This window comes from Vitiosangium sp. GDMCC 1.1324 (assembly GCF_003044305.1).
In the GTDB taxonomy this organism is placed as follows: Bacteria; Myxococcota; Myxococcia; order Myxococcales; family Myxococcaceae; genus Archangium.
Map to the genome: position 1 here is coordinate 214432 of NZ_PZOX01000017.1, position 19890 is coordinate 234321.

The following is a 19890-nucleotide window of genomic DNA, read 5'->3' on the forward strand; positions in this document are numbered from 1 at the left end:
TCTCAGATGGAGTAGTTGGCGGTGAGGGTGATTTCGAAGTCGACCGTGGACACGTCACTCGCCGCCTTGGCCGCCTGCTGCTGGGTGCTCTTGAGGTCCACGTTGGTGAAGAAGGCCTTGATGTCACCCACCGGGAACTCCTCGACAGCGGCCTCGGCCGCCACCAGCTCCACCCGGGACGTCTTGGCGTCGCGGCGCTGCTCCACCAGGCGGCCAATGCCCTTGGGCGTCCACACGATGCCGTTGAGGTTGCGCATCAGCTCGGCCACATCGTCGTGGCTGACGGCCGAACCGGTCAGCTTCACGCTGCCGCGCTCCTCGTTGAAGGCCTTGAGCCAGGCCTTCTTCGGCAGCGAGGTGGCCAGGGCGTCCAGCATGCGGACGGGACCGGAGCGGCCCTTGCGCAGTCCGTCCAGCACCGCCAGCTTCTTGTCCACCTCGGCCTTGCGGATGTTGATGTTGTTCACTTCGCCGATGGTCTTCTCCAGGTCGGCGATGCGGCGGCGGGTGGTGTCCAGGGCAGCGGCCTGCCGCTGCACCACCCCATCCCGGTCCGAGTACCAGAAGAAGTTGCCCACGCCAGCGCCCACGAGCACGAACGCGAAGAAGGCCAGGATCTGCCGGCCCATCTCCCGCTGCACCTTCTTGCGGACTGGCAACAGGTTGATGCGGATCATCATGTGAGTCGGTCCTTCGAAAACGGGGTGGGAGATCAGCCGAGCTTGTCACCCGGGCGGCGCAACGCCAGACCCACGGCCACCGCGGCCATCGGCGCCACCTCCATGATGAAGGCGGGGTCGAACTTGCGGTTGTCCACGTCGATCTTCCGGAAGGGGTTGAGGATCTCCACCGGCACGCCCACGCGAGTCTCGATGGTCTTGAACAGCGCCGGAATCTTGGCGGTTCCACCCGAGAGGTAGACCTTGGTGAAGTTGGCGTCCACCGCGGTGCCCGCGTAGAAGTCCAGCGAGCGCTGGATTTCTCCGGCCACCTGCTCGGCCACGCTCAGCAGCACCCGCTCCACTTCCTGGGGAACGACGGCGTCCGAGTCGCCGCGCGTGCCGCCAATCTTCAACGCCTCCGCCTCCTCGTAGGAGACGTTGAGCTGCTTCTGGATCTCCTCGGTGAACTGGTTGCCACCGATGGTCACGTCACGGGTGAACACCGTGATGCCGTTGGAGATGATGTTGATGTTCACCACCGAGGCGCCCGCGTTGATGAGCACCACCGTCTCCTTGTCGGGGACGTCGTAGTTGGAGGCGAACATGTTCTGGACGGCGAAGGCATCCACGTCCACCACCACCGGCTGCAGCCCCGACTCGGAGACCACGGTGGTGTAGTCGTTGATCATGTCCTTCTTGGCCGCCACCAGGAGCACGTCCATCTGGCCGGTGGCGTCATTGCCCCCCGCGTCCAGGATCTGCGTGTCGATGTTCACGTCCTTGACGTCGAAGGGGATGTACTGCTCCGCCTCCCACTGGATGCTCTCCTCGAGCTCCTCCTGGCTCATGCGGGGCATCTGGATCTTCTTGATGATGACCGAGTGGCCGGAGACGCCGATGGCGACCTCCTTGTTCTTCACCTTCAGCTCGGACATGAGCTCCTGCAGCGCCTGGACGATGGCGGTGGAGTTCATCAGCGCGCCATCGACAATGGCCTCGGGAGGCAGCGGCTTCATGCCGAAGCTCTGCAGCGCGTAGCTCACCTGGCCGCGCTTGCGCTGCTCCTTGAGCATGATCATCTTCACCGAGGTCGATCCGATATCGAGACCGAGAGCCAGCTTTCCCTTCGCCATACAGTCGTTGCTCCGTGGAGGGGCCGCCAGCGTAGCACCGGCTCGCGAGCCCTCCTAAAAAGTGCCCCGCGTCTGCCCGCGAAGCAGGCGGCCAATCTGTCCCCCGGATTCCCACGGCGGTGCACCCACGCCGCTCTGTGAAGGCCGATTTTCCGGCCTCGGACGCATTCCGTCAAATCGCCCCACCCCGGGCTCCGTCCCCTGGTGGACGGGCAGTCAGCCCCGCTCCCCCTCGGCGTCCGCGTCGATTCCGTACTCCTTGATTTTGTACAGCAGCGCCCGATGGCTGATCTCCAGCACCTCGGCGGCCCGGGTGCGGTTGCCGCGGGTCCTGCGCAGGGCGGCGCGGATGTAGGACTCCTCCAGGTCCCGGATGGCCTGTTTGAGAGACAGGTTGGCCTCGGGAGTGGGGCTCGTGGGGGCGGGGGTGGGTGCGATGGCGGGGGGAGGCGCGGACCAGAGCCGCTCTGGCAGGTTCTGCGGGAGGATCAGCTCTCCCTCGGCCAGCAGGACCGCGCGCTCCATCGCGTTCTCCAGCTCCCGCACGTTTCCGGGCCACGTGTAGGAGGCCAGCAGCGCCTCGGCCTCGGGGCTGAAGCCGCGCACGGGCGGCTCGCGGTTGAGCTCACGGTTGAAGCGCGCGAGGAAGGCCCTGGCCAGCAACAGGATGTCCCCGGAGCGCTCGCGCAGCGGGGGGACCCGCACGTTCACCACGTTGAGCCGGTAGTAGAGGTCCTCCCGGAACTCCCCCCGCTCCACCAGCCGGCCCAGGTCGCGCAGCGTGGCGGCGAGGACGCGCACGTCCACCTTCTCCGCGCGGTTCTCCCCCACGGGGCGGATCTCCCCCTCCTGGAGCACGCGCAGCAGCTTCACCTGGGCGGGCGCGGGCAGCTCCCCCACCTCGTCGAGGAAGAGCGTGCCGCCGTCCGCCTCGCTGAAGAGGCCTCGCCGGGCGGTGCGCGCGTCGGTGAAGGCCCCCTTGGCATGGCCGAAGAGTTCGCTCTCGATGAGGCCCGCGGGGATGGCGCCACAGTTGACGGCGACGAAAGGCATGGCGGCTCTGGGCGAGCGCGCGTGCAGGGCCCGCGCGACGAGCTCCTTGCCCGTCCCGCTCTCCCCCGTGATGAGGACGGTGGTGCCCACCGGGGCGAGCCGCTCCACCTGCCGCATCACCACGCGCATGGGCTCGCTCTCACCGAGGATGCCTTCCCCAGGCGTGGCCCCGCCGGCCCCCTGCAGGCGCCGGTTCTCCCGCAGCAGCCGCTCGCGCTCCTCCGCCTTGCGCAGGACGAAGACGATCTCCTCGGGCTTGAAGGGCTTGCGGACGTAGTCGTATGCGCCAGCCCCCACCGCCTCGAGCGCCTGCTCCTGGGAGCCGTACGCACTCATCACCACCACCGTCAGGCCGGGGTGCTCGGCGAGTGCCTGGCGCAGCAGGGACAGGCCATCGAGCCGGGGCATGCGCACGTCGCACAGGAGCACGTCGTAGCCGCGAGCGGACAGCTCCCGCAGCGCCTCCTCGCCATCGGCCACGGCCCGGACCTCGTAGCCCAGTCCTGACAGCACCAGGGTGAGCACGTGGCGGACGGAGGGCTCGTCGTCGGCGACGAGGATGCTACGGAAGAGGGCCATGGTAACCCCCCAAGAAGTAGCCCACTCCGGGGTGTACGGCCAGATTCCACCTCAGACGCCCGGCAGGAGCACGGAGAAGCGAGCGCCCCCCCCCGGCCTGTTCTCCGCCGTCAGCTTCCCGCCCATCCCCTCCGCCAAGTGCAGCGACACGGCCAGCCCCAGCCCCGTGCCCTGACCGGGCTCCTTGGTGGTGAAGAAGGGCTCGAAGAGGCGCGGCATCACCTCCGCCGCGATGCCCGGCCCCGAGTCCTCCACCACCAGCAGCACGTCACTCCCCTCACCCCGCGTGGAGAGCCTGACGACACCCCTGCCATCCATGGCCTGGACCGCGTTGAGCAACAGGTTGATGACGATCTGTGACAGCGGGCCGGAGTCCGCCTTCGCGAGCAGTCCGGGCGCGAGCGCCAAGTCCATCCGGACGTGCGAGAAGTCCCTTCCGGCCTTCACCAGTTGCACGCAGGTCTCCACCACGTGCCTCACGTCCACCGGCCCCAGCTGCTTGCCTCCCGGACGGCCGATCTCCAGCAGGCCCCGCACGATGCCGTCGATGCGCTGCACCTCGTGGTCGATGCGCGCCAGGTACTCCTGGACCTCGGGGTCCTTCGTGCGGGCACCCGCCAGCGAGAGGTAGCCGAGGATGCCCGCCAGCGGATTGCCCACTTCATGGGCGACGCCCGCGGCGAGCCGTCCCACGGTGGCCAGCCGCTCCGCGGAGACGAGCTCGGTCTGGGCCTGGGCCAGACGGGCCTGCTCTTGCTGAAGCGCCAGCGTCATACGAGAGAGCGCCCGTTGGATGCGCGAGAGCAGCGGCCCCGGGCTCTCCGGCAACGACACGTCCAGCTCCAACCGGCCGAGTTGCTCCACCACGTCCTCGGTGCGCCGCAGGGGCCGGCCCACCATGAAGTCCAGCACCGCATACGACACGAGGGTGAGCAACATCAGATCCAGCGCCAGGAGGAAGGGCAGCGAGCCGATCGTCCGCGCCAGCACGGTGGGCTCCAGGGAGCCGTGCGCCGTGCACTGGCGCACCACGTCCATCAGCGCCAGCAGGGGCCTCTGAAGGGTGAGCCAGGTCAGGCCCGTGCCCACCGCGCTGAACAGGAAGGCGACGCTGGCGATCCGCCACTTCATCAGCGTCCGCCCCTCTTCACCGCACTCCCGACAACAGCAGATCCAACGGTACCGGCAACACCTCGCGCAGCCATGGACCGAGCAGCATCATCTCGAGCGCCGCGAGCGACAGCCAGGGGCCAAAGGGGATGTTGGTGGGGCCCGGCACCCAGTCGTCCTCCTCTTCGTGGCCGTCCTCCTCCCCTTCCGCACGCTCCGCGCCCGCCTGCTCTGGCGCCGCTCCGGGCTCGCCCACCGGAGGCGGCTCCGGAGCGGCCGTGGCGGCGGGTGGTGGCTCGCCAGGCACCTCGGGCTCTGGCGCCGGTCCCGCCCGCCCGTGGATCAGCAACATCAAACCCCCCACCACCGCCCCCTGCAATGAGGAGAGGAAGATGATGCCGAGCAGCGCCTTCCACGTGAGGAAGGCGCCGAGGAGCGCGAGCAGATCCTTGTCCCCCGCGCCCAGTGCCTCCTTCTTGAAGATCTTCTCCCCCACCCACTCCATCCCCCAGAAGATGAGGAAGCCAGCCACCGCGCCGATGACGGAATCACGCAGCCGCTCCAGTCCGATCGGCGCGGACAGCACCACGCCCGCAGCGATGCCCGGCCACGTCAGCTCGTGCGGGAGGATCCAATGCTCCAGGTCGATGAAGGAGAGGGGCACCAGCAGCAGCACCAGCACCAGGGCGGACACGAGCTCGGGGCTCCAACCAAACCGGCGCTGGCAGGCGAAGAAGAGCACGCCGGTGAGCAGCTCGATGAGCGGGTAGCGCCAGGAGATGGGCTGGCCGCACGAGCTGCAACGCCCGCGCAGGGCGAGCCAGGAGAAGACCGGAATGTTCTCGTACCAAGCGAGTTGATGCCCGCACCTGGGGCAACGCGACCGGGGATGCACGATGCTCTCGCCCGCGGGCAGGCGAGCGATCACGACATTCAAGAAACTACCGAAGATCAGGCCCATGACGAAAACCAGCGCCACGGCCACACCTTCCACTGCCTGAAGAGTCACTTTCTCCGTCCCTTCTTCCTCGAGACGCTCCGCGCCGCGCAGCATAAGGCGCGGGCGAAACCCGCGGGCAGACGATTCCTGTCACCCCAGTGACAAAAATTGGCACCCGTTCTTCGTCACCGCGGCCCGTGATCCTGCGCAAGTCCTTGGATCCTGGTAGCGGGTCGTGCTTTTGGGCCGTGGCACCGTTCGTGCTATTCCTCACAATGGCTTCGGCCGCAACCCATCGAAGGGAACCCCATGACCCGTCTGTTCGCCCGGAAGAACCGTGGCTTCACGCTCATCGAGCTCATGATCGTGGTGGCCATCATCGGCATCCTCGCCGCGATCGCCATCCCGAACTTCATCAAGTTCCAGGCTCGCTCCAAGCAGGGTGAGGCCAAGGCCAACCTGAAGGCCTGGTTCACCACGCAGCGCGCCTTCCTCCAGGAGAAGGACCGCTACGAGGAGGACATCAAGATCATCGGTTACGCCCCCGAGCGCGGCAACCGCTATGCCTACTACTTCGGCACCGACACGACCACCTGCGAGACCCGTGGCGCCGGTGCCATCCCCGCCATCGCTGCCGCCTTCTGCATCACGGTGGACCAGGGCAAGTTCGGCACGGGCACCCCCGCGTCGCCGGGCACCGCCGGCCTGGGCACCATCACCCACGTGGGCACGGGTGCCGCGCCGAAGAAGCCGGGCATCTCCGGCACCTGCCCGGGCTGCAACATCGACGCGGTCGCGGCTGGCAACGTCGACAACGACCCGGTGGGCAACGACACCTGGTACATCTCGACCGGTGACGCCACGGTCGTCCACAAGTGCGGCAACGCCTCCGAGACGACCGCGGTCGCCGGTACGCCGTGGCTGAGCTACAACGACGTCGACTGCGACACCTGATGATGTCTGGCCGCTGAGTGGGCCCTCGGGCTGCCAGCGGCCAGGTTCAGTTCAAAGGACACCCGGACATAATCCGGGTGTCCTTTCTGTTTATAGGCCGCCCCATGATGTCGCGAACCTCCCTGCCCGCTCTCGTGGCTGGCTTCTTCAGTCTGCTCGCTCTCGTCCTGCTCGCGGCACCTCCTCGTAAACTGCCCCGTGGCCCCCACCAGGAGCCCCTCATGCCCCGGCAGGAGGTGCTGCGCCTGGCGGGCCGCGGCTACATCGAGGTGATCGCGGACTACTTCTGGCTCCAGCTCGTCCAGGCCACCGGCCGGGCCGTTGGTGCCGAGGAGTACCGGGACATCTATCCCTACGCGGACCTCACCACCGACCTGGATCCCAGGTTCGGCTTCGTCTACCCCTTCGCCGCCGGGGCTCTGCCCACCAATGTCGGGCGCGAGACCTGGGTCAATACCGAGGAGTCCACCCGGCTGCTGCGCAAGGGCTTGAAGCAGTTCCCCAACGATCTCAAGATGAACGTCCTGCTCGCCTACAACCTGAGCGCCTTCCACAAGCAGTACCGGGAGGCCGCCGAGGTGCTGGAGCAGGCCTCGAGACTGCCCGGCGCTCCTTCCTATCTGCCCGCGCTGGCGACCCGCCTCTACGCGCAGTCGGGAAGCGTGGACGCGGGACTGGCGCTGGCGCGCTCTCTGGCTGATTCCGCGGAGGACCCGGAGACGCGGGAGATCTTCACCCAGCGCGTGCGCGACCTGGAGATGGAGGGTGAGTTGCGACGCGTGGACAGCGCCATCGCGGACTTCCGGGGTGCGTTCGGCGTGGCTCCGCCGGATATCGACACGCTGCTGTGGCTGGGCTTCCTGAAGGAGCCTCCGCACGATCCCAAGGGCGGCGGCTTCTTCATCGGTTACGACGAGCGCGCCTACTCGGAGACGCAGCAGCGGCGCCTCGAAATCTATACCCCCGACAACCGTGGCTATCAGTGGTCCACAGACGTGGAGAAGTAACGCCCATGGACTCTCCCGCCCCTATCGAGATCCGAAACCTCTCCAAGACGTACCGGCTGGGCTTCCTCATGAACCGGCAGGTGCGCGCGCTCCAATCCTTGGACCTCACCTTGATGCCCGGCCAGGTCTATGGACTGCTCGGGCCCAACGGCGCCGGCAAGTCCACCACCATCAAGATCCTCTTGAATCTGGTGCAGCCCTCCAGTGGCGAGGCGCGGCTCTTTGGCCTGCCACCGACCGAGCGCGAGGCGCGCCGCCGCGTGGGCTACGTGCCGGAGAATCCAGCGCCCTACGAGTACCTCACCGGCCGCGAGTTCGTCACGCTGTCGGGGCGGCTGGCGGGCATGAGCGGCAAGGAGCTGGACGACCGCGTCTCCGAGGTCCTGGGCATGGTGCAGATGACCCGCGCCGCCAACCTGCAGATCCGCCGCTACAGCAAGGGAATGGTGCAGCGCGTGGCGCTGGCGCAGGCCCTGGTGTCCAAGCCCGCGCTGCTCATCCTGGACGAGCCCACCTCGGGATTGGATCCCGTGGGCCGCCGGCAGATCCGCGACCTCATCCTCGAGGAGCGTCACCGCGGCACCACGGTGCTCTTCTGCACGCACATCATCCCGGATGTGGAGGCGCTCTGTGACCGGGTGGCCGTGCTGGTGGGCGGCCGGCGCGTACGCGAGGGCAGCGTGGCCGAGCTGGTGAGCTCGCAGGCGACGCACATGGAGATGACGGTGGAGGGGTTGCCGCTGGAGCGCATCCAGGCCCTGGGAATCGAGCTGGAGCAGACTCGGACCCTGGAGAATCGCGTGCTGCTGCGCTCGCGCGACGCGGATGCGCAACGGCTGCTCAAGTTGGTGTTGGAGCAAGGTGGACGGGTCACCCAGCTCCAGCCCGCCCGCTTCTCATTGGAAGAACTGTTCCTGCGCGCGCTCGAGGAGGCGCGGCAGGGTCCCGTCGGAGGAGAGATTTCGTGATGGGTCCGTTCGTCGCCCTGGCGCTCAATGGCTTCCGGGAGGCCCGGCGCAACCGGGTCACCCTGCTGGTGGCCATCTTCGCGCTGACCATGCTCCTGTCCACCTCGCTCGTGATGGAGGTCACCATCGGCACGTTCGACCGCGTCCTCACCGACATGGGGCTGGGGGCCATGAGCCTGATGCTGGTGCTGCTCACCATCTTCCTCTCCAGCGGGCTCATCTCGCGGGAGATCGAACGGCGCACCATCTTCCTCATGGTGTCCAAGCCCATCTCACGTGGCGCGTTCCTGGTGGGGCGCCTGCTGGGCAACATGCTCACCGTGACGGTGCTGCAGCTGGCCATGGCCGCGCTCTTCTTCCTGCTGATGCGCTTCTACGGCACCCCCATCAGCCCGGCGCACCTGGCGGCGGTGGGCATGCTGTGGTTCGAGCTGTGGGTGCTCAGCGGCGTGGGCTTCCTGATGTCCAGCTTCTCCAGCCAGATGGTGTCGGCCTTCGTCACCGTCAGCATCTACGTCGCCGGAAACCTGGCGTCGGACATCTACTCGCTGGCCGGCAAGTCCCAGAGCGCGGCGGTGCAGTCGCTGGGCAAGGCCGTGTACTACCTGCTGCCGGACCTGTCGCGCTTCAACTTCCGGCCGCACGCGACGTACTACGCCGCCATCTCCTCCTCCGAGCTGCTGTCGGCCGCCGGCTACGGCATCGCCTACACCGGTGTGCTGGTGGCGCTGGCCATCCTCCTCTTCAACCGGCGCGACTTCCGCTGAGACGCCCGGGACGGGACGGCGGGGCTCAGGCCTCGTCGTCCCGGTCCGACAGCCCGTGCTTGGCCAGGCGGTAGCGGAAGGACCGGAACGTCAGGCCGAGCAGATCCGCCGCCCGCGTCTTCACGCCACCCGCCTGAGACAGGGCGGCCAGCAAGTAGCGCCTCTCGGCATCATCCAGGTAGTGCTCCAACGAAAAACCTGAGCCCAACGAGGGCTCTTCCGTGGGAGCAGCCGCGGACGGCGCCGGCTCGCCCCGCAGGGTGGGAGGAAGCGAGGCCAGTGTCAGCACGTCTCCGTCCGCCAGCGTGGCCGCGCGCTCGACGATGTTCTCCAGCTGGCGCACGTTGCCGGGAAAGGCGTAGGCGGACAGCACCGCCAGCGCCTCCGGTGAGAAGCGCAACCCCAGCCGCCCCAGCTCCTGGCGCTGCCGCTCGAGGAAGTGCTCGGCCAGCAGCGGAATGTCGCCCGCCCGCTCGCGCAGCGGCGGCAGCTCCAGGGTGATGACGTTGAGGCGGTAGAAGAGATCCTCCCGGAAGCGCCCCGCCTTCACCTCGGCCTCCAGGCGCCGGTTGGTGGCCGCCACCACGCGTGCATGGAAGGGAATCTCCGCCGCGCTGCCCACCGGCTTCACCTTCCGCTCCTGCAGCACACGCAACAGCTTCACCTGCGTGGCCAGGGGCACCTCGCCAATCTCGTCGAGGAACACCGTCCCCTCCCCCGCGTGCACGAGCAGGCCCGGCCGCTCCTGCGTGGCTCCGGTGAAGGCGCCCTTCACATGGCCGAAGAGCTCGCTCTCCAGCACGCCCTCGTTGAGGGCCGCGCAGTTGACGGGCAGGAAGGGCAGGCCAGCACGCTGGCTCTTGAGGTGGATGGCCTTGGCGATGAGCTCCTTGCCCGTACCGCTCTCCCCGTGGATGAGGACGGTGGAGCGCGTGGGCGCCACCTTCTCCACCAGGCTCCACACCGCACGCATCCGCTCGCTACGCCCTACCCCCATCACCCCCGCGCCAGGCACCAGGTGCTCGCGCAGCGAAACGTTCTCTCGGCGCAGCGAGCGCTTCTCCAGCGCCTTCTGCACCAACAGCTTCAGCTCCTCGTTGTCGAAGGGCTTGCCGATGTAGTCGTACGCCCCCTCGCGCATGGCTTCCACCGCCGAGGCCGCCGTGCCAAAGGCGGTGATGACGATGACCTCGGGCGGCTCGGGCAGCGCCCGCACGGCACGCAGCACGTCCATGCCGCTCTGCGAGGTGCCCAGCTTCATGTCGGTGACGATCAAGTCCACCTGCGCCGAGCCCAGCACCTCCCTGGCCGCCCGCACACCATCCACGCACGTCACCTGGTAGCCCGCCCGCGTGAGCAGCACCTCCAGGAATTCGCGCATCGACAGCTCATCGTCCACCACCAGGATGTGCACGGCCACGCTCTCCCTTTCCCCTCAACCCTGCACTGGCAGCTGGATGAGGAACTCGGTGCCCTCCTCAAGCGAGGAGGACACCCGGATGTTGCCACCATGTGCACGCACGATGGAGTACGCCGTGGACAGCCCCAGCCCGGTGCCACCATCCCGGGTGCTGAAGAAGGGCGCGAAGATACGCGACAGGTCCGCCTCGGGAATGCTGCCCGCGGAGTCCCAGACGCGCAGCCCGGCTGTCTCCCCATCTCCATCCAGCGTCACGCGCACCCGGCCTCCCGGGCCGGCCGCCTGAAAGGCATTGCGCAGGATGTTGATGAGCACCTGCCGGAGCTGATCCGCGTCCACCGGCACACGCAAGGGAGCCAGGGCCATCTCCACCTCCACCTTCTGGGCGATGGGATCCACCCGCAGCATGTCCACCGTCTCCGCCACCAGCACCTCCAGCGCCAACTCCCGCTTCACGGGAGGAGGCGGGCGGGCGAAGCGCAGGAAGTCCTCCACCAACTTGGAGAGCCGATCCGACTCGCGCAGGAGAATCCCCACCAGCTTGGCCGAGCTCGGGTCCGCGCCGGGTTCCTGCACGAGCAATTGCGCCGAGCCCCGCATGGCCGCCAGGGGATTGCGTATCTCATGGGCGAGCTGGGCGGCCAGCGTCCCCAGGGCGGCCAGCTTGTCCGCGCGCTTCAAATCCTCCTCGGCGCGACGCAGCTCGGTGAGGTCCTGGAAGACGATGAGCGTGCCACCGCCACCCCCTCCCTCCAGCCCCGTCACCGTCAGCCCGAGCGTGCGCATGCCGGCCGGAGTCTGCACCGACAGCTCCCGGCGGCGCAGGCGGACATCCGTTCCCAGCGCGCCCGGCAGCAACGTCTCCACGTGGGTCCCCGGTGGCACCCGCGCTTCCAGGTCGAGGATGGCGCTGGCGGCTCCGTTGACGAAGGTGACGCGCCCAACCTCGTCGCACGTGATGAGCCCCGAGGGCATGCAGGCCAGAATCTGCCGCTGCAGGTTGTCCAGCTTCTTGAGGTCCGCCTCGCGCTCGGACAGCCGCCCACCCGCCGCGGACAGCTGGCGCGTCAGGTAGCCCGCCAGCACGGCGATGAGGAACAGGGCCAGCAGGTTGCTGCCCAGCAGGAAGGCGAGGCGCTGCCGGCTGACATCGCCCACCGCCAGGGGTGGCTCCAACCACCGCAGCTTCACCGCCACCAGCAACGACGCATAGGCGAGCGCGCTGGCTCCGGCGGCGAGCAGCGCTCCCATGCCGTCCAGCAGGATGCTCGCGCCAATGACGGCCAGCAGGTACAGGAAGGTGAAGGGGCTGTCCCCCACGCCCGTGAGGAAGACGAGCACCGAGGCGATGAGCAGATCGCCCACCACCTGCACCACCGCCGCCACGCGATCCGCCCGGCCTCCGCGCAGCATGAGGCCATAGACGAGCGTGGAGAGGTAGATGAGCCCGATGACCGCGAAGGACAACGTGTCCACGCGGCTGGGCTCCTCCAGGGGCTGGAGGAGCAACCGGGCCGCGACCGCCACGAGCGACAGACTGACGGCCACCGTGCGGAACACGGTGAGCCAGACCAGCCGGGTGCGCAGCGCGTCGGGCTCCGGCGGAGCGGCGAGCACGAGGCTGCCGACGCTACTTGATGGCACCGGCGATGGAGAAGATGGGCAGGTACATCGCGATGAGGAAGCCACCGACCACGCCGCCCAGGAAGACCATCATCAGCGGTTCGATCATCGCCGTGAGGCCCGCGACCGCCGTGTCCACCTCGTCGTCGTAGAAGTCGGCGATCTTGTTGAGCATCGTGTCCATGGCGCCCGTGGCCTCGCCCACGCCGATCATCTGCACCACCATGGGCGGGAACACCTTCGTCTCCAGCAGCGGACCGGCGATGTTCTTGCCCTCGGCGATCTTCCCGCGCACGAAGTAGATGGCCTCTTCCACGGAGCGGTTACCGGCCGTCTTGGCGGTGACGTCCAGCGCGTCCAGGATGGGCACGCCCGAGGAGATCATCGTGCCGAGCGTGCGGGTGAAGCGCGCCACCGCCACCTTGCGGATGACGGGCCCGAAGATGGGCGCCATCAGGAACACCTTGTCCAGGAAACGCCGTCCCTGGGGATGACGGTACGTGTACGTGAAGCCCACCACGAGGACGATGATGATGCCGAGGGCGTGGAAGATGTACGCCTGGGCCCACGCGGACAGGTCCACCACGAACTGGGTGGGGGCGGGCAGCGCCTGGCCGAAGTCCGCGAACATCTTCGCGAACACCGGCGTCACCTTGAGGAGCAGCAGCGCCGTCACGCCGAAGGCCACCAGGAGCACGATGGCCGGGTAGGTCATGGCGCTCTTGACCTTGCGCTTGAGCTTCTCGTTCTTCTCGCGGTAGGCCGCGAGCCGGTTGAGGATGTTGTCGAGGATACCGCCCACCTCGCCCGCGGCGCACAGCTGGACGAAGAGCTCGTCGAACACCTTGGGGTGGTCCGCCAGCGCGTCGGCGAAGGTGGAGCCCTGCTCCACCTTGTTCTTGATGGCGAACACGACCTTGCGGAAGGCCGGGTTGTCCATCTGGCTGCCGAGGATGTCGAGGCACTGCACCAGCGGCAGGCCTGCGTCGATCATCGTGGCGAACTGACGGGTGAAGATGAGGATGTCCTTGCCCGTGACACCCGAACCAATGGCGATGTTGAGGTCGGAGTCGAGGAGACCCTTGCGGCGGACCTTGACCGGGTTGAGACCGAGCGACTTGAGACGGGCGTTGACGGCCTCGATGTCCGAGGCCTCCATCTCGCCCTTCTTGGTCTCGCCAGACTTGGTCTTGGCCTCCCAGAGGAACTGGGCCGTGTTCTTCGACTTTTGGGGTGTCGACTTCTGGGTTGCCGTTGCAGCCATACAGGCCTCCGAGGGGGACGAGAGTCTATCCCCGCGGTTGGAATTCGCGAATTAGCGTCCGCCCGGACCGGCCGGCCGAGCACCAGGCACGCCGCCAGGCCCACCGCCGCTGGCCAGGATGTTGCGCAGTTCGTCCGGGTCGCTCGAGCGCCCGAAGGCCTCTTCCTGGCTGATGATCCGGCGCAGCAGCAGCGCCGCCAGGGCCTGGTTGAAGGTCTGCATGCCGAACTTGGCCTGGCCCACCTGCATCGCCGAGTAGACCTGATGGACCTTGTCCTCGCGGATGAGGTTGCGGATGGCGGGGTTGGGAACCATGACCTCCAGGGCCAGCACGCGGCCCGGGGAGCCCGCCTTGGCGATGAGCGACTGGCTCATCACGCCCTCGAGCACGAACGACAGCTGGGCACGCACCTGCGGCTGCTGGTACGGGGGAAACACGTCCAGCACGCGGTTGATGGTCTGCACCGCGCTGTTGGTGTGCAGCGTGGCGTAGCAGGTGTGGCCCGTCTCGGCGATGACGAGCGCCGCTTCGATCGTCTCCAGGTCGCGCAACTCGCCCACCAGCACCACGTCCGGGTCCTGGCGGAGGATGTACTTGAGCGCCGTCTTGAAGTTGCGTGTGTCGGCCCCCACCTCGCGCTGGTTCACCAGGCAGTTCTTGTGCGGGTGCAGGTACTCGATGGGATCCTCGATCGTCATGATGTGCTCATGACGGTCGGTGTTGATCTTGTCGACCATCGAGGCCAGCGTCGTGGACTTGCCCGAGCCCGTGGGGCCCGTCACGAGGATGAGGCCGCGCGGCCTCTTCACCAGCTCGGCCACCACCGGGGGCAGACCGAGCTCCTGGAAGGTGAGGATCTTGAAGGGAATGGTGCGGAAGGCACCGGCCACCGCGCCGCGCTGCATGTAGATGTTGGCGCGGAAGCGGGACAGGCCCTTCACGCCGAAGGACAGGTCGAGCTCGTTCTCCTCCTCGAACTTGTGCTTCTGGGCGTCCGTGAGGATGGAGTAGCAGAGCTGCTTGGTCTCCACCGGGGAGAGCTGGGCCGTCTTGAGCGGCACCAGCTCGCCGTCCACGCGGAGCTGGGGCGGGGAGCCGGTGGTGATGTGGAGGTCGGAGGCGCCCTTCTCGACCATCGCCTTGAGCAGCTGGTGCAGATTCACGAAAACCGTCCTTCGGGTAGGGGGTGTTGGCGGGTGGTGGAGCGGGTCAGAAGGTGTCGGGCGCGGTATTGGCCACCACTTCATCCAGCGTGGTGACGCCGTCCATCATCTTCGCCAGGGCCGACATGCGCAGCGAGCTCATACCCAGGCGGATGGCCTCCTGCTTGAGCTCGGCGGCGGAGGCGCCGTTGATGACCAGCTCCTTCAGGCCGTCCCAGAAGGGCATGACCTCGTACACGGCCACGCGGCCGCGGTAGCCACGGTCGTTGCACTCGCGGCAGCCAACCTTCTCGTACATGGTGAAGGCACCGAGCTTCTCCGGAGGCACGCCCGCGTTGATGAGGGCCTGCTCGTCCACGGTCTCCGCCGGCTTCTTGCAGGCGGCGCACAGGCGGCGGCACAGACGCTGGGCCAGAATCAGGTTGAGCGAGGCCGTCACGAGGAAGGGCTCGATACCCATGTTGAGCAGACGGCTCACCGTGCCAGGGGCGTCGTTGGTGTGCAGAGTGGAGAGCACCAGGTGGCCCGTGAGCGCCGCCTTCACCGCGATTTCGCCCGTTTCGAAGTCACGGATCTCACCGATCATGATGATGTCGGGGTCCTGACGGAGGAAGGAGCGCAGCGCCGCGGCGAAGTTCAGGCCGATGTCTTCATGCATCTGCACCTGGTTGATGCCGGCGAAGTTGAACTCGACCGGGTCCTCGGCGGTGGCGACGTTGGTGTCGATCTGGTTGAGCATCGAGAGCGCCGAGTACAGCGTCGTCGTCTTGCCGGAGCCCGTGGGACCCGTCACCAGCACCATGCCGTAGGGACGCTCGATGGCCTCCTTGAACCAGGCCAGCGGCTGCGGATCGAAGCCCAGCTTCGTCATGTCCAGCTGGAGGTTGGACTTGTCCAGGAGGCGGAGCACCACCTTCTCGCCGAAGAGCGTGGGGCACACGCTGACGCGGAAGTCCATCTCCTTGCCACCGCCGAGCTTGATCTTGATACGGCCGTCCTGCGGCAGGCGGCGCTCGGAGATGTCCAGGTTCGCCATGATCTTCAGGCGGCTGGTGATGGCGTTCTTGAGCTTCATCGGCGGACGCATCACCTCGTAGAGGGAGCCGTCGATGCGGAAGCGGACGCGGAAGTCCTTCTCGTAGGGCTCGACGTGGATGTCCGAGGCGCGCTTCTTGATGGAGTCCTGGAGGATGAGGTTCACCAGCTTGACCACGGGCGCGTCGTCCGCGGCGCGGGCCATCTCCTCGACGTTGCCCTCCTCCTCCTCCTTGGCCACCTCGATGTCGTCGGCCATCTCCTCCACGAGGGCATTCATGTCCGGGCCCTTCTCGGCGTAGTAGCGCTCGATGGCCTCGCGGATGGAGATTTCAGAGGCGACCACCGGCTCCACGTTGTAGCCGGTGAGGAACTTCAGATCGTCCACCGCGTAGATGTTGGAGGGATCACACATCGCCACGATGAGCGAGGGTCCCGCGCGGTTGACGGGGATCACCAGGTGCTTCTCGGCCACTTCCTTCGGCACGAGCTTGATGATCTCCGCGTCGATGTCGAAGTCCTTCAGGTTGATGGCCGGGACGCCGTACTGCTTGGAGAGGAAGTCGGTGAGCTTGGACTCCTCGATGGCTCCCGTCTTGATGAGGGCAGTGCCGATGCGCGTACCCGTCTTCTGCTGTTCTTCCTGGGCCTTGCGCAGCTGCTGGACGGAAATGAGGTTCTCGCGAACCAGCAGTTCACCAAGTCGACCGGACATTCAAAAGCCTCGAGCGTTGGGATGACGAATGGTGCCCGCCGCGTGACGGCACGCGAGGACACCAAGAGATGCGCGAACAGACGAGCGCATAAGACTTCCGGATTAAAGGAAGGGACGCGCGGACCTGTCAAGGCGCCACCCGAGGCCCGCTCTCCTGGCAACCCGTTGAATCTATTCGGAAAAAGTTCAGTCGGATGCCCGGGCGATCACCGCTCGGGCAGCCTCGACGTCCCGCTTGATCTGCCCCACGAGCTCCGCCACCGAGCCGAAACGGCGCTCGGCACGCAGCCGCTCCAGGAACTGCACCCGCAGTTCCCGCCCGTACAGGTCCCCGCTGAAATCCAGCAGGTGCGCCTCGATCGTGACCTCGTTGACCCCGAAGGTGGGCTTGACACCGATATTGGCCACACCGGGCAGCCAGGGGGAGTCCGGAGTCCCGAGGAGGCGGACCCGGATGGCGTACACACCGGCAGCGGGCCTCAGCTCGTTCTGGGTGTCCACGTTGGCGGTGGGGAAGCCGATGCCCCGGCCGCGCCCATGGCCGGTGACGACGGTGCCGTCCAGATCGAAGGGCCGCCCCAGCAGCCGCTGCGCCGCGCTCACCCGGCCCTCGAGGATGTACTCGCGCACCTTGGAGGAGGAGGCCACCACCCCATCCACGGTGACGGCGGGAACCACGTACACCTGGGCCCCCCGGGCCGCGGCGGCCTCGCGCAGGGTGTCCACGTCGCCCGCACGGGCGGCCCCATAGGTGAAGTCGTGACCCACCACGAGGTGGCGCGCGCCCACCTCGTCCAACAGCGACGCCTCGAAGTCGTGCGGCGAGTGCCGGGCGTACTCGCGCGTGAAGGGCTGCACCACCGCCGCGTCCAGCCCACAGGCCTCGAAGAGCTCCAGCTTGCGCGGCAACAACGTGATCAACTTGGGCGCCAGGTCCGGCTGGAGCACCTTGCCCGGATGGGGCTGGAAGGTGAGCGCGACCGCGGACGCCCCATGGCGCCGGGCCTCGGCGAAGAGGGCCTGGTGGCCCAGGTGCACACCATCGAAGTTGCCCAGCGCGAGCGCACAACCCGCCAGCTCCCGCGCCTCCGACACACCGTGGAAGACCTTCATGGGGCGGCGGTATAGCGCCAAAGCCGTCGCTTTGCCCTGGCCAGAGCGCCCCGGCCCGTGCGAAGAGGCCCCCCAGCGTCACGCATCCGTCATGGCCCGTCCCCGTCTGCTCCCTGAACCCGTCGGCCTGCATCTGGCCGCTCTCGAATCACCCCCTGACTGGGACGCGGAGTTCGGTTTCTCCGGCCCCCTGGAGCTGGAGATCGGCTCCGGCGCCGGCGGCCACGCCCTGGAGTACTGCCGCCGCCACCCCGAGGTGCGCTTCGTCGCCTTCGAGTGGCGCAAGAAGTACGCGCGCGACACCCTGGACCGCGGCCACAAGATGGGGCTGCGCAACCTGCGCGTCCTCGAGGCCGACGCGCGCTTCGTGGTGCCGCGCATCTTCGCGCCCGGCTCCCTGGACGTCGTCCACCTCCAGTTCCCCGACCCCTGGTGGAAGCGCTCCCACTTCAAGCGCGCCGTCATCCAGCCCGCCTTCGCCCAGCTGCTGCTGGACCGGCTCAAGCCCGGCGGCCTGTTCGACATGCGCACGGACGTGCAGGACCGGGGTGTCTCCATGCTGGCCATCCTCGAAGACGCCGGTTTCGTCAACCCGCTCGGCAAGGGGGTGTTCCACCCTTATGACCCCGAGGAGGTCCCCTCCACGCGCGAGCGGCGCTACCTGGCCAGCGGAGAGCCCGTCTACCGCGCCCGCCTGCGCAAACCGGCCTGAGCAGCACCCGGACAGGCGGGTGACTTGGCAGAAACGCCGCATTCGGGGAAGAATCGGCCGACCCCGTAAGTCCCAGGGTTCAACGGGGTGGACGGCAGCGACATGGCGGACGGTTCGATCAGAAAGACGGGAGAGGTGCCTCGCCGCACCACGTCCACGGCGACGCTCGCCGACCGCACCATCCTGCTCGTCGACGACGACCCGGCCAACATCCAGCACGTGCGCGAGGGACTGGCCTCCCACGGCTACCGCTTCCGCGAGGCCCACGACGGCACCGAGGCGCTGCGCTCGCTCCGGGAGGTGCGGCCGGACCTCATCATCATGGACGTGGAGATGCCACGGCTGGGCGGCGTGGAGGTGTGCCGCATCATCAAGGCCAACGGCGGCGAGGGCGGCTTCGGCTTCATCCCCGTCATCCTGGTGACGGCCCGGCAGGCGGCGGGCAAGGTGGAAGGCCTGGAGCTGGGCGCGGATGACTACCTGGTCAAGCCCTTCGACATGCTGGAGCTCTCCGCTCGCGTGAAGTCCATGCTGCGCCTCAAGGCCCTGCAGGACACGCTGATGGAGAAGAACCGAGAGCTGGACCACAAGAACCGCGAGCTGGACCGGGCCAACAAGGAGCTGGCCCAGAAGCGCGAGGAGCTGCTGGCCCTCACCCGCATCGACGCGCTCACCGGCCTCTACAACCGCCGCTACTTCGAGGAGCGGCTGGCCGAGGAGTTCGCCCGCTCCGCCCGCTACCGCTCGCCCCTGTCGCTGGTGATGCTGGACATCGACCACTTCAAGCGGCTCAACGACACCTACGGCCACCCCTTCGGAGACGAGGTGCTGCGCATGGTGGCCCGCACGGTGAAGGGCAAGCTGCGCGAGGTGGACTTCGTGGCGCGCTATGGCGGCGAGGAGATGATCGCCCTGCTGCCGGAGACGGGCCCCAAGGAGGCACTCGGGGCGTGCGAGCGCGTGCGAGAGGCCATCGCCTCGCTCCGGTTGGAGCACCGCGCCCAGGACGGCTCGCGCCAGGAAGTGCGGTGCTCGGCCTCGCTGGGGGTGGCCAGCATGCCCGCCAAGAGCATCCTGGCCACGGAAGAGCTGCTGCGCGTGGCGGACACCTGTCTCTATGAGGCCAAGGGGGCGGGCCGTAACTGCGTCCGCCAGTACCAGGACGAGCTCCCCGAGTGATACAGCCCTTGGCGAGCGGGGCACTTTGGCCTAGATGGCAAGACCATGCGCCTGCTGCCCGCGATGCCGCTTCTCCTGCTGGCCCTGCTGGCCCTCGGTGGTTGCAACCGAACCAGCTACGACACGCCCGAGAAGGCCTACAAGTCCTTCCTCCAGGCCGTGCAGCGCGGCGATGAGAAGGCCGCCTATGCCGTCCTCTCCCAACCCACCCAGGAGGCCCTCAAGGCACGGGCCCAGGCGGCCGCCGACGCCTCCGCGGGCGCGGTGAAAGCGGATCCGGTAGCCTTCTTCTTCGCGAATGTTCCCCCCCCTGCCGATGTTACCGAGGTCACGCTGTCGAGCCAGGAAGGGGATGTGGCGAAGGTGAGCGTGGTTTTCTCGAATGGCAAGAGTCAGGTCCGGATGGTTCGCGAACCGACCGGATGGAAGATAGACCTTACGCAGTCCCTCCAGCAGCCGTGAGAACAGGCCTCCCCCAGGCCGCTCGCGCAT

At 67.6% G+C, this 19890-nt stretch carries 18 protein-coding genes; 7 read left to right on the top strand and 11 right to left on the bottom strand.

Annotation, left to right across the window (positions count from 1 at the left end; all coding sequences use genetic code 11):
* Positions 1 to 2: 2 nt before the first annotated feature.
* The 5 genes from DAT35_RS39135 to DAT35_RS39155 form a co-directional block, all read right to left on the bottom strand.
* The gene (locus DAT35_RS39135) at positions 3 to 680 is read right to left on the bottom strand and encodes a PilN domain-containing protein (RefSeq protein WP_108074377.1); all 678 of its coding nucleotides are present in this window, start codon (positions 678 to 680) and stop codon (positions 3 to 5) included.
* A gap of 32 nt (positions 681 to 712) precedes the next feature.
* Positions 713 to 1795 carry a type IV pilus assembly protein PilM gene (gene pilM / locus DAT35_RS39140; RefSeq protein WP_108074378.1) on the bottom strand — a complete coding sequence of 361 codons (1083 nt, stop codon included), beginning with the start codon at positions 1793 to 1795 and terminating at the stop codon, positions 713 to 715.
* 216 nt (positions 1796 to 2011) lie between these two features.
* A complete protein-coding gene (locus DAT35_RS39145) occupies positions 2012 to 3427 on the bottom strand; it encodes a sigma-54 dependent transcriptional regulator (RefSeq protein ID WP_108074379.1) in 1416 nt (471 codons plus the stop codon).
* A 51-nt stretch (positions 3428 to 3478) separates the two neighbouring features.
* Entirely contained in the window at positions 3479 to 4558 is a 1080-nt protein-coding gene (locus DAT35_RS39150) for a sensor histidine kinase (protein ID WP_108074380.1), read from the bottom strand.
* 16 nt (positions 4559 to 4574) lie between these two features.
* Positions 4575 to 5498: an A24 family peptidase gene (locus DAT35_RS39155; protein WP_233261991.1), complete on the bottom strand. Its 924-nt coding sequence runs from the start codon at positions 5496 to 5498 to the stop codon at positions 4575 to 4577.
* A gap of 288 nt (positions 5499 to 5786) precedes the next feature.
* Here DAT35_RS39155 and DAT35_RS39160 point away from each other — a divergent pair, with 288 nt between their 5' ends.
* The 4 genes from DAT35_RS39160 to DAT35_RS39175 all read left to right on the top strand — a co-directional run bounded on the left by DAT35_RS39160 (position 5787) and on the right by DAT35_RS39175 (position 9173).
* Positions 5787 to 6431 (top strand): prepilin-type N-terminal cleavage/methylation domain-containing protein, encoded by a 645-nt coding sequence (locus tag DAT35_RS39160; protein WP_108074382.1) that lies wholly within the window; start codon positions 5787 to 5789, stop codon positions 6429 to 6431.
* A gap of 221 nt (positions 6432 to 6652) precedes the next feature.
* A complete protein-coding gene (locus tag DAT35_RS39165) occupies positions 6653 to 7438 on the top strand; it encodes a hypothetical protein (protein WP_233261980.1) in 786 nt (261 codons plus the stop codon).
* 5 nt (positions 7439 to 7443) lie between these two features.
* A complete protein-coding gene (locus tag DAT35_RS39170; protein WP_108074384.1) occupies positions 7444 to 8406 on the top strand; it encodes an ABC transporter ATP-binding protein in 963 nt (320 codons plus the stop codon).
* Entirely contained in the window at positions 8406 to 9173 is a 768-nt protein-coding gene (locus DAT35_RS39175; RefSeq protein WP_108074385.1) for an ABC transporter permease, read from the top strand. Before DAT35_RS39170 ends, DAT35_RS39175 begins: the two co-directional genes overlap by 1 nt.
* Positions 9174 to 9198: 25 nt before the next feature.
* On the opposite strand, the gene DAT35_RS39180 is transcribed toward DAT35_RS39175, so the two are convergent.
* The 6 genes from DAT35_RS39180 to DAT35_RS39205 form a co-directional block, all read right to left on the bottom strand.
* Positions 9199 to 10587: a sigma-54 dependent transcriptional regulator gene (locus DAT35_RS39180; RefSeq protein WP_255415244.1), complete on the bottom strand. Its 1389-nt coding sequence runs from the start codon at positions 10585 to 10587 to the stop codon at positions 9199 to 9201.
* A 21-nt stretch (positions 10588 to 10608) separates the two neighbouring features.
* Positions 10609 to 12210 (bottom strand): nitrogen regulation protein NR(II), encoded by a 1602-nt coding sequence (locus tag DAT35_RS39185; protein ID WP_233261981.1) that lies wholly within the window; start codon positions 12208 to 12210, stop codon positions 10609 to 10611.
* 13 nt (positions 12211 to 12223) lie between these two features.
* Entirely contained in the window at positions 12224 to 13480 is a 1257-nt protein-coding gene (locus tag DAT35_RS39190) for a type II secretion system F family protein (protein WP_108074387.1), read from the bottom strand.
* Positions 13481 to 13531: 51 nt separating this feature from the next.
* Positions 13532 to 14644 carry a type IV pilus twitching motility protein PilT gene (locus DAT35_RS39195; RefSeq protein WP_108074388.1) on the bottom strand — a complete coding sequence of 371 codons (1113 nt, stop codon included), beginning with the start codon at positions 14642 to 14644 and terminating at the stop codon, positions 13532 to 13534.
* 46 nt (positions 14645 to 14690) lie between these two features.
* Entirely contained in the window at positions 14691 to 16394 is a 1704-nt protein-coding gene (gene pilB, locus DAT35_RS39200; RefSeq protein WP_108074389.1) for a type IV-A pilus assembly ATPase PilB, read from the bottom strand.
* A gap of 186 nt (positions 16395 to 16580) precedes the next feature.
* Positions 16581 to 17507, bottom strand: a complete 927-nt coding sequence (locus tag DAT35_RS39205; protein ID WP_108074390.1) for a bifunctional riboflavin kinase/FAD synthetase — start codon at positions 17505 to 17507, stop codon at positions 16581 to 16583.
* Between the two features lie 91 nt (positions 17508 to 17598).
* On the opposite strand from DAT35_RS39205, the gene DAT35_RS39210 reads away from it, so the two are divergent.
* The 3 genes from DAT35_RS39210 to DAT35_RS39220 all read left to right on the top strand — a co-directional run bounded on the left by DAT35_RS39210 (position 17599) and on the right by DAT35_RS39220 (position 19860).
* Positions 17599 to 18219, top strand: a complete 621-nt coding sequence (locus tag DAT35_RS39210; protein WP_108074391.1) for a tRNA (guanosine(46)-N(7))-methyltransferase TrmB — start codon at positions 17599 to 17601, stop codon at positions 18217 to 18219.
* Positions 18220 to 18321: 102 nt separating this feature from the next.
* Entirely contained in the window at positions 18322 to 19398 is a 1077-nt protein-coding gene (locus DAT35_RS39215) for a diguanylate cyclase (RefSeq protein ID WP_108074471.1), read from the top strand.
* A gap of 45 nt (positions 19399 to 19443) precedes the next feature.
* Positions 19444 to 19860, top strand: coding sequence for a DUF4878 domain-containing protein (locus DAT35_RS39220; protein WP_108074392.1), 417 nt, complete (start codon positions 19444 to 19446; stop codon positions 19858 to 19860).
* The last annotated feature ends 30 nt before the right edge of the window (positions 19861 to 19890 follow it).

Coding starts and splice junctions, on each gene's coding strand:
- DAT35_RS39135 (WP_108074377.1), bottom strand. CDS start 680: ATGATGATCCGCATCAACCTGTTGCCAGTCCGCAAGAAGGTGCAGCGG.
- pilM (WP_108074378.1), bottom strand. CDS start 1,795: ATGGCGAAGGGAAAGCTGGCTCTCGGTCTCGATATCGGATCGACCTCG.
- DAT35_RS39145 (WP_108074379.1), bottom strand. CDS start 3,427: ATGGCCCTCTTCCGTAGCATCCTCGTCGCCGACGACGAGCCCTCCGTC.
- DAT35_RS39150 (WP_108074380.1), bottom strand. CDS start 4,558: ATGAAGTGGCGGATCGCCAGCGTCGCCTTCCTGTTCAGCGCGGTGGGC.
- DAT35_RS39155 (WP_233261991.1), bottom strand. CDS start 5,498: ATGGGCCTGATCTTCGGTAGTTTCTTGAATGTCGTGATCGCTCGCCTG.
- DAT35_RS39160 (WP_108074382.1), top strand. CDS start 5,787: ATGACCCGTCTGTTCGCCCGGAAGAACCGTGGCTTCACGCTCATCGAG.
- DAT35_RS39165 (WP_233261980.1), top strand. CDS start 6,653: ATGCCCCGGCAGGAGGTGCTGCGCCTGGCGGGCCGCGGCTACATCGAG.
- DAT35_RS39170 (WP_108074384.1), top strand. CDS start 7,444: ATGGACTCTCCCGCCCCTATCGAGATCCGAAACCTCTCCAAGACGTAC.
- DAT35_RS39175 (WP_108074385.1), top strand. CDS start 8,406: ATGGGTCCGTTCGTCGCCCTGGCGCTCAATGGCTTCCGGGAGGCCCGG.
- DAT35_RS39190 (WP_108074387.1), bottom strand. CDS start 13,480: ATGGCTGCAACGGCAACCCAGAAGTCGACACCCCAAAAGTCGAAGAAC.
- pilB (WP_108074389.1), bottom strand. CDS start 16,394: ATGTCCGGTCGACTTGGTGAACTGCTGGTTCGCGAGAACCTCATTTCC.
- DAT35_RS39205 (WP_108074390.1), bottom strand. CDS start 17,507: ATGAAGGTCTTCCACGGTGTGTCGGAGGCGCGGGAGCTGGCGGGTTGT.
- DAT35_RS39210 (WP_108074391.1), top strand. CDS start 17,599: ATGGCCCGTCCCCGTCTGCTCCCTGAACCCGTCGGCCTGCATCTGGCC.
- DAT35_RS39215 (WP_108074471.1), top strand. CDS start 18,322: ATGGCGGACGGTTCGATCAGAAAGACGGGAGAGGTGCCTCGCCGCACC.
- DAT35_RS39220 (WP_108074392.1), top strand. CDS start 19,444: ATGCGCCTGCTGCCCGCGATGCCGCTTCTCCTGCTGGCCCTGCTGGCC.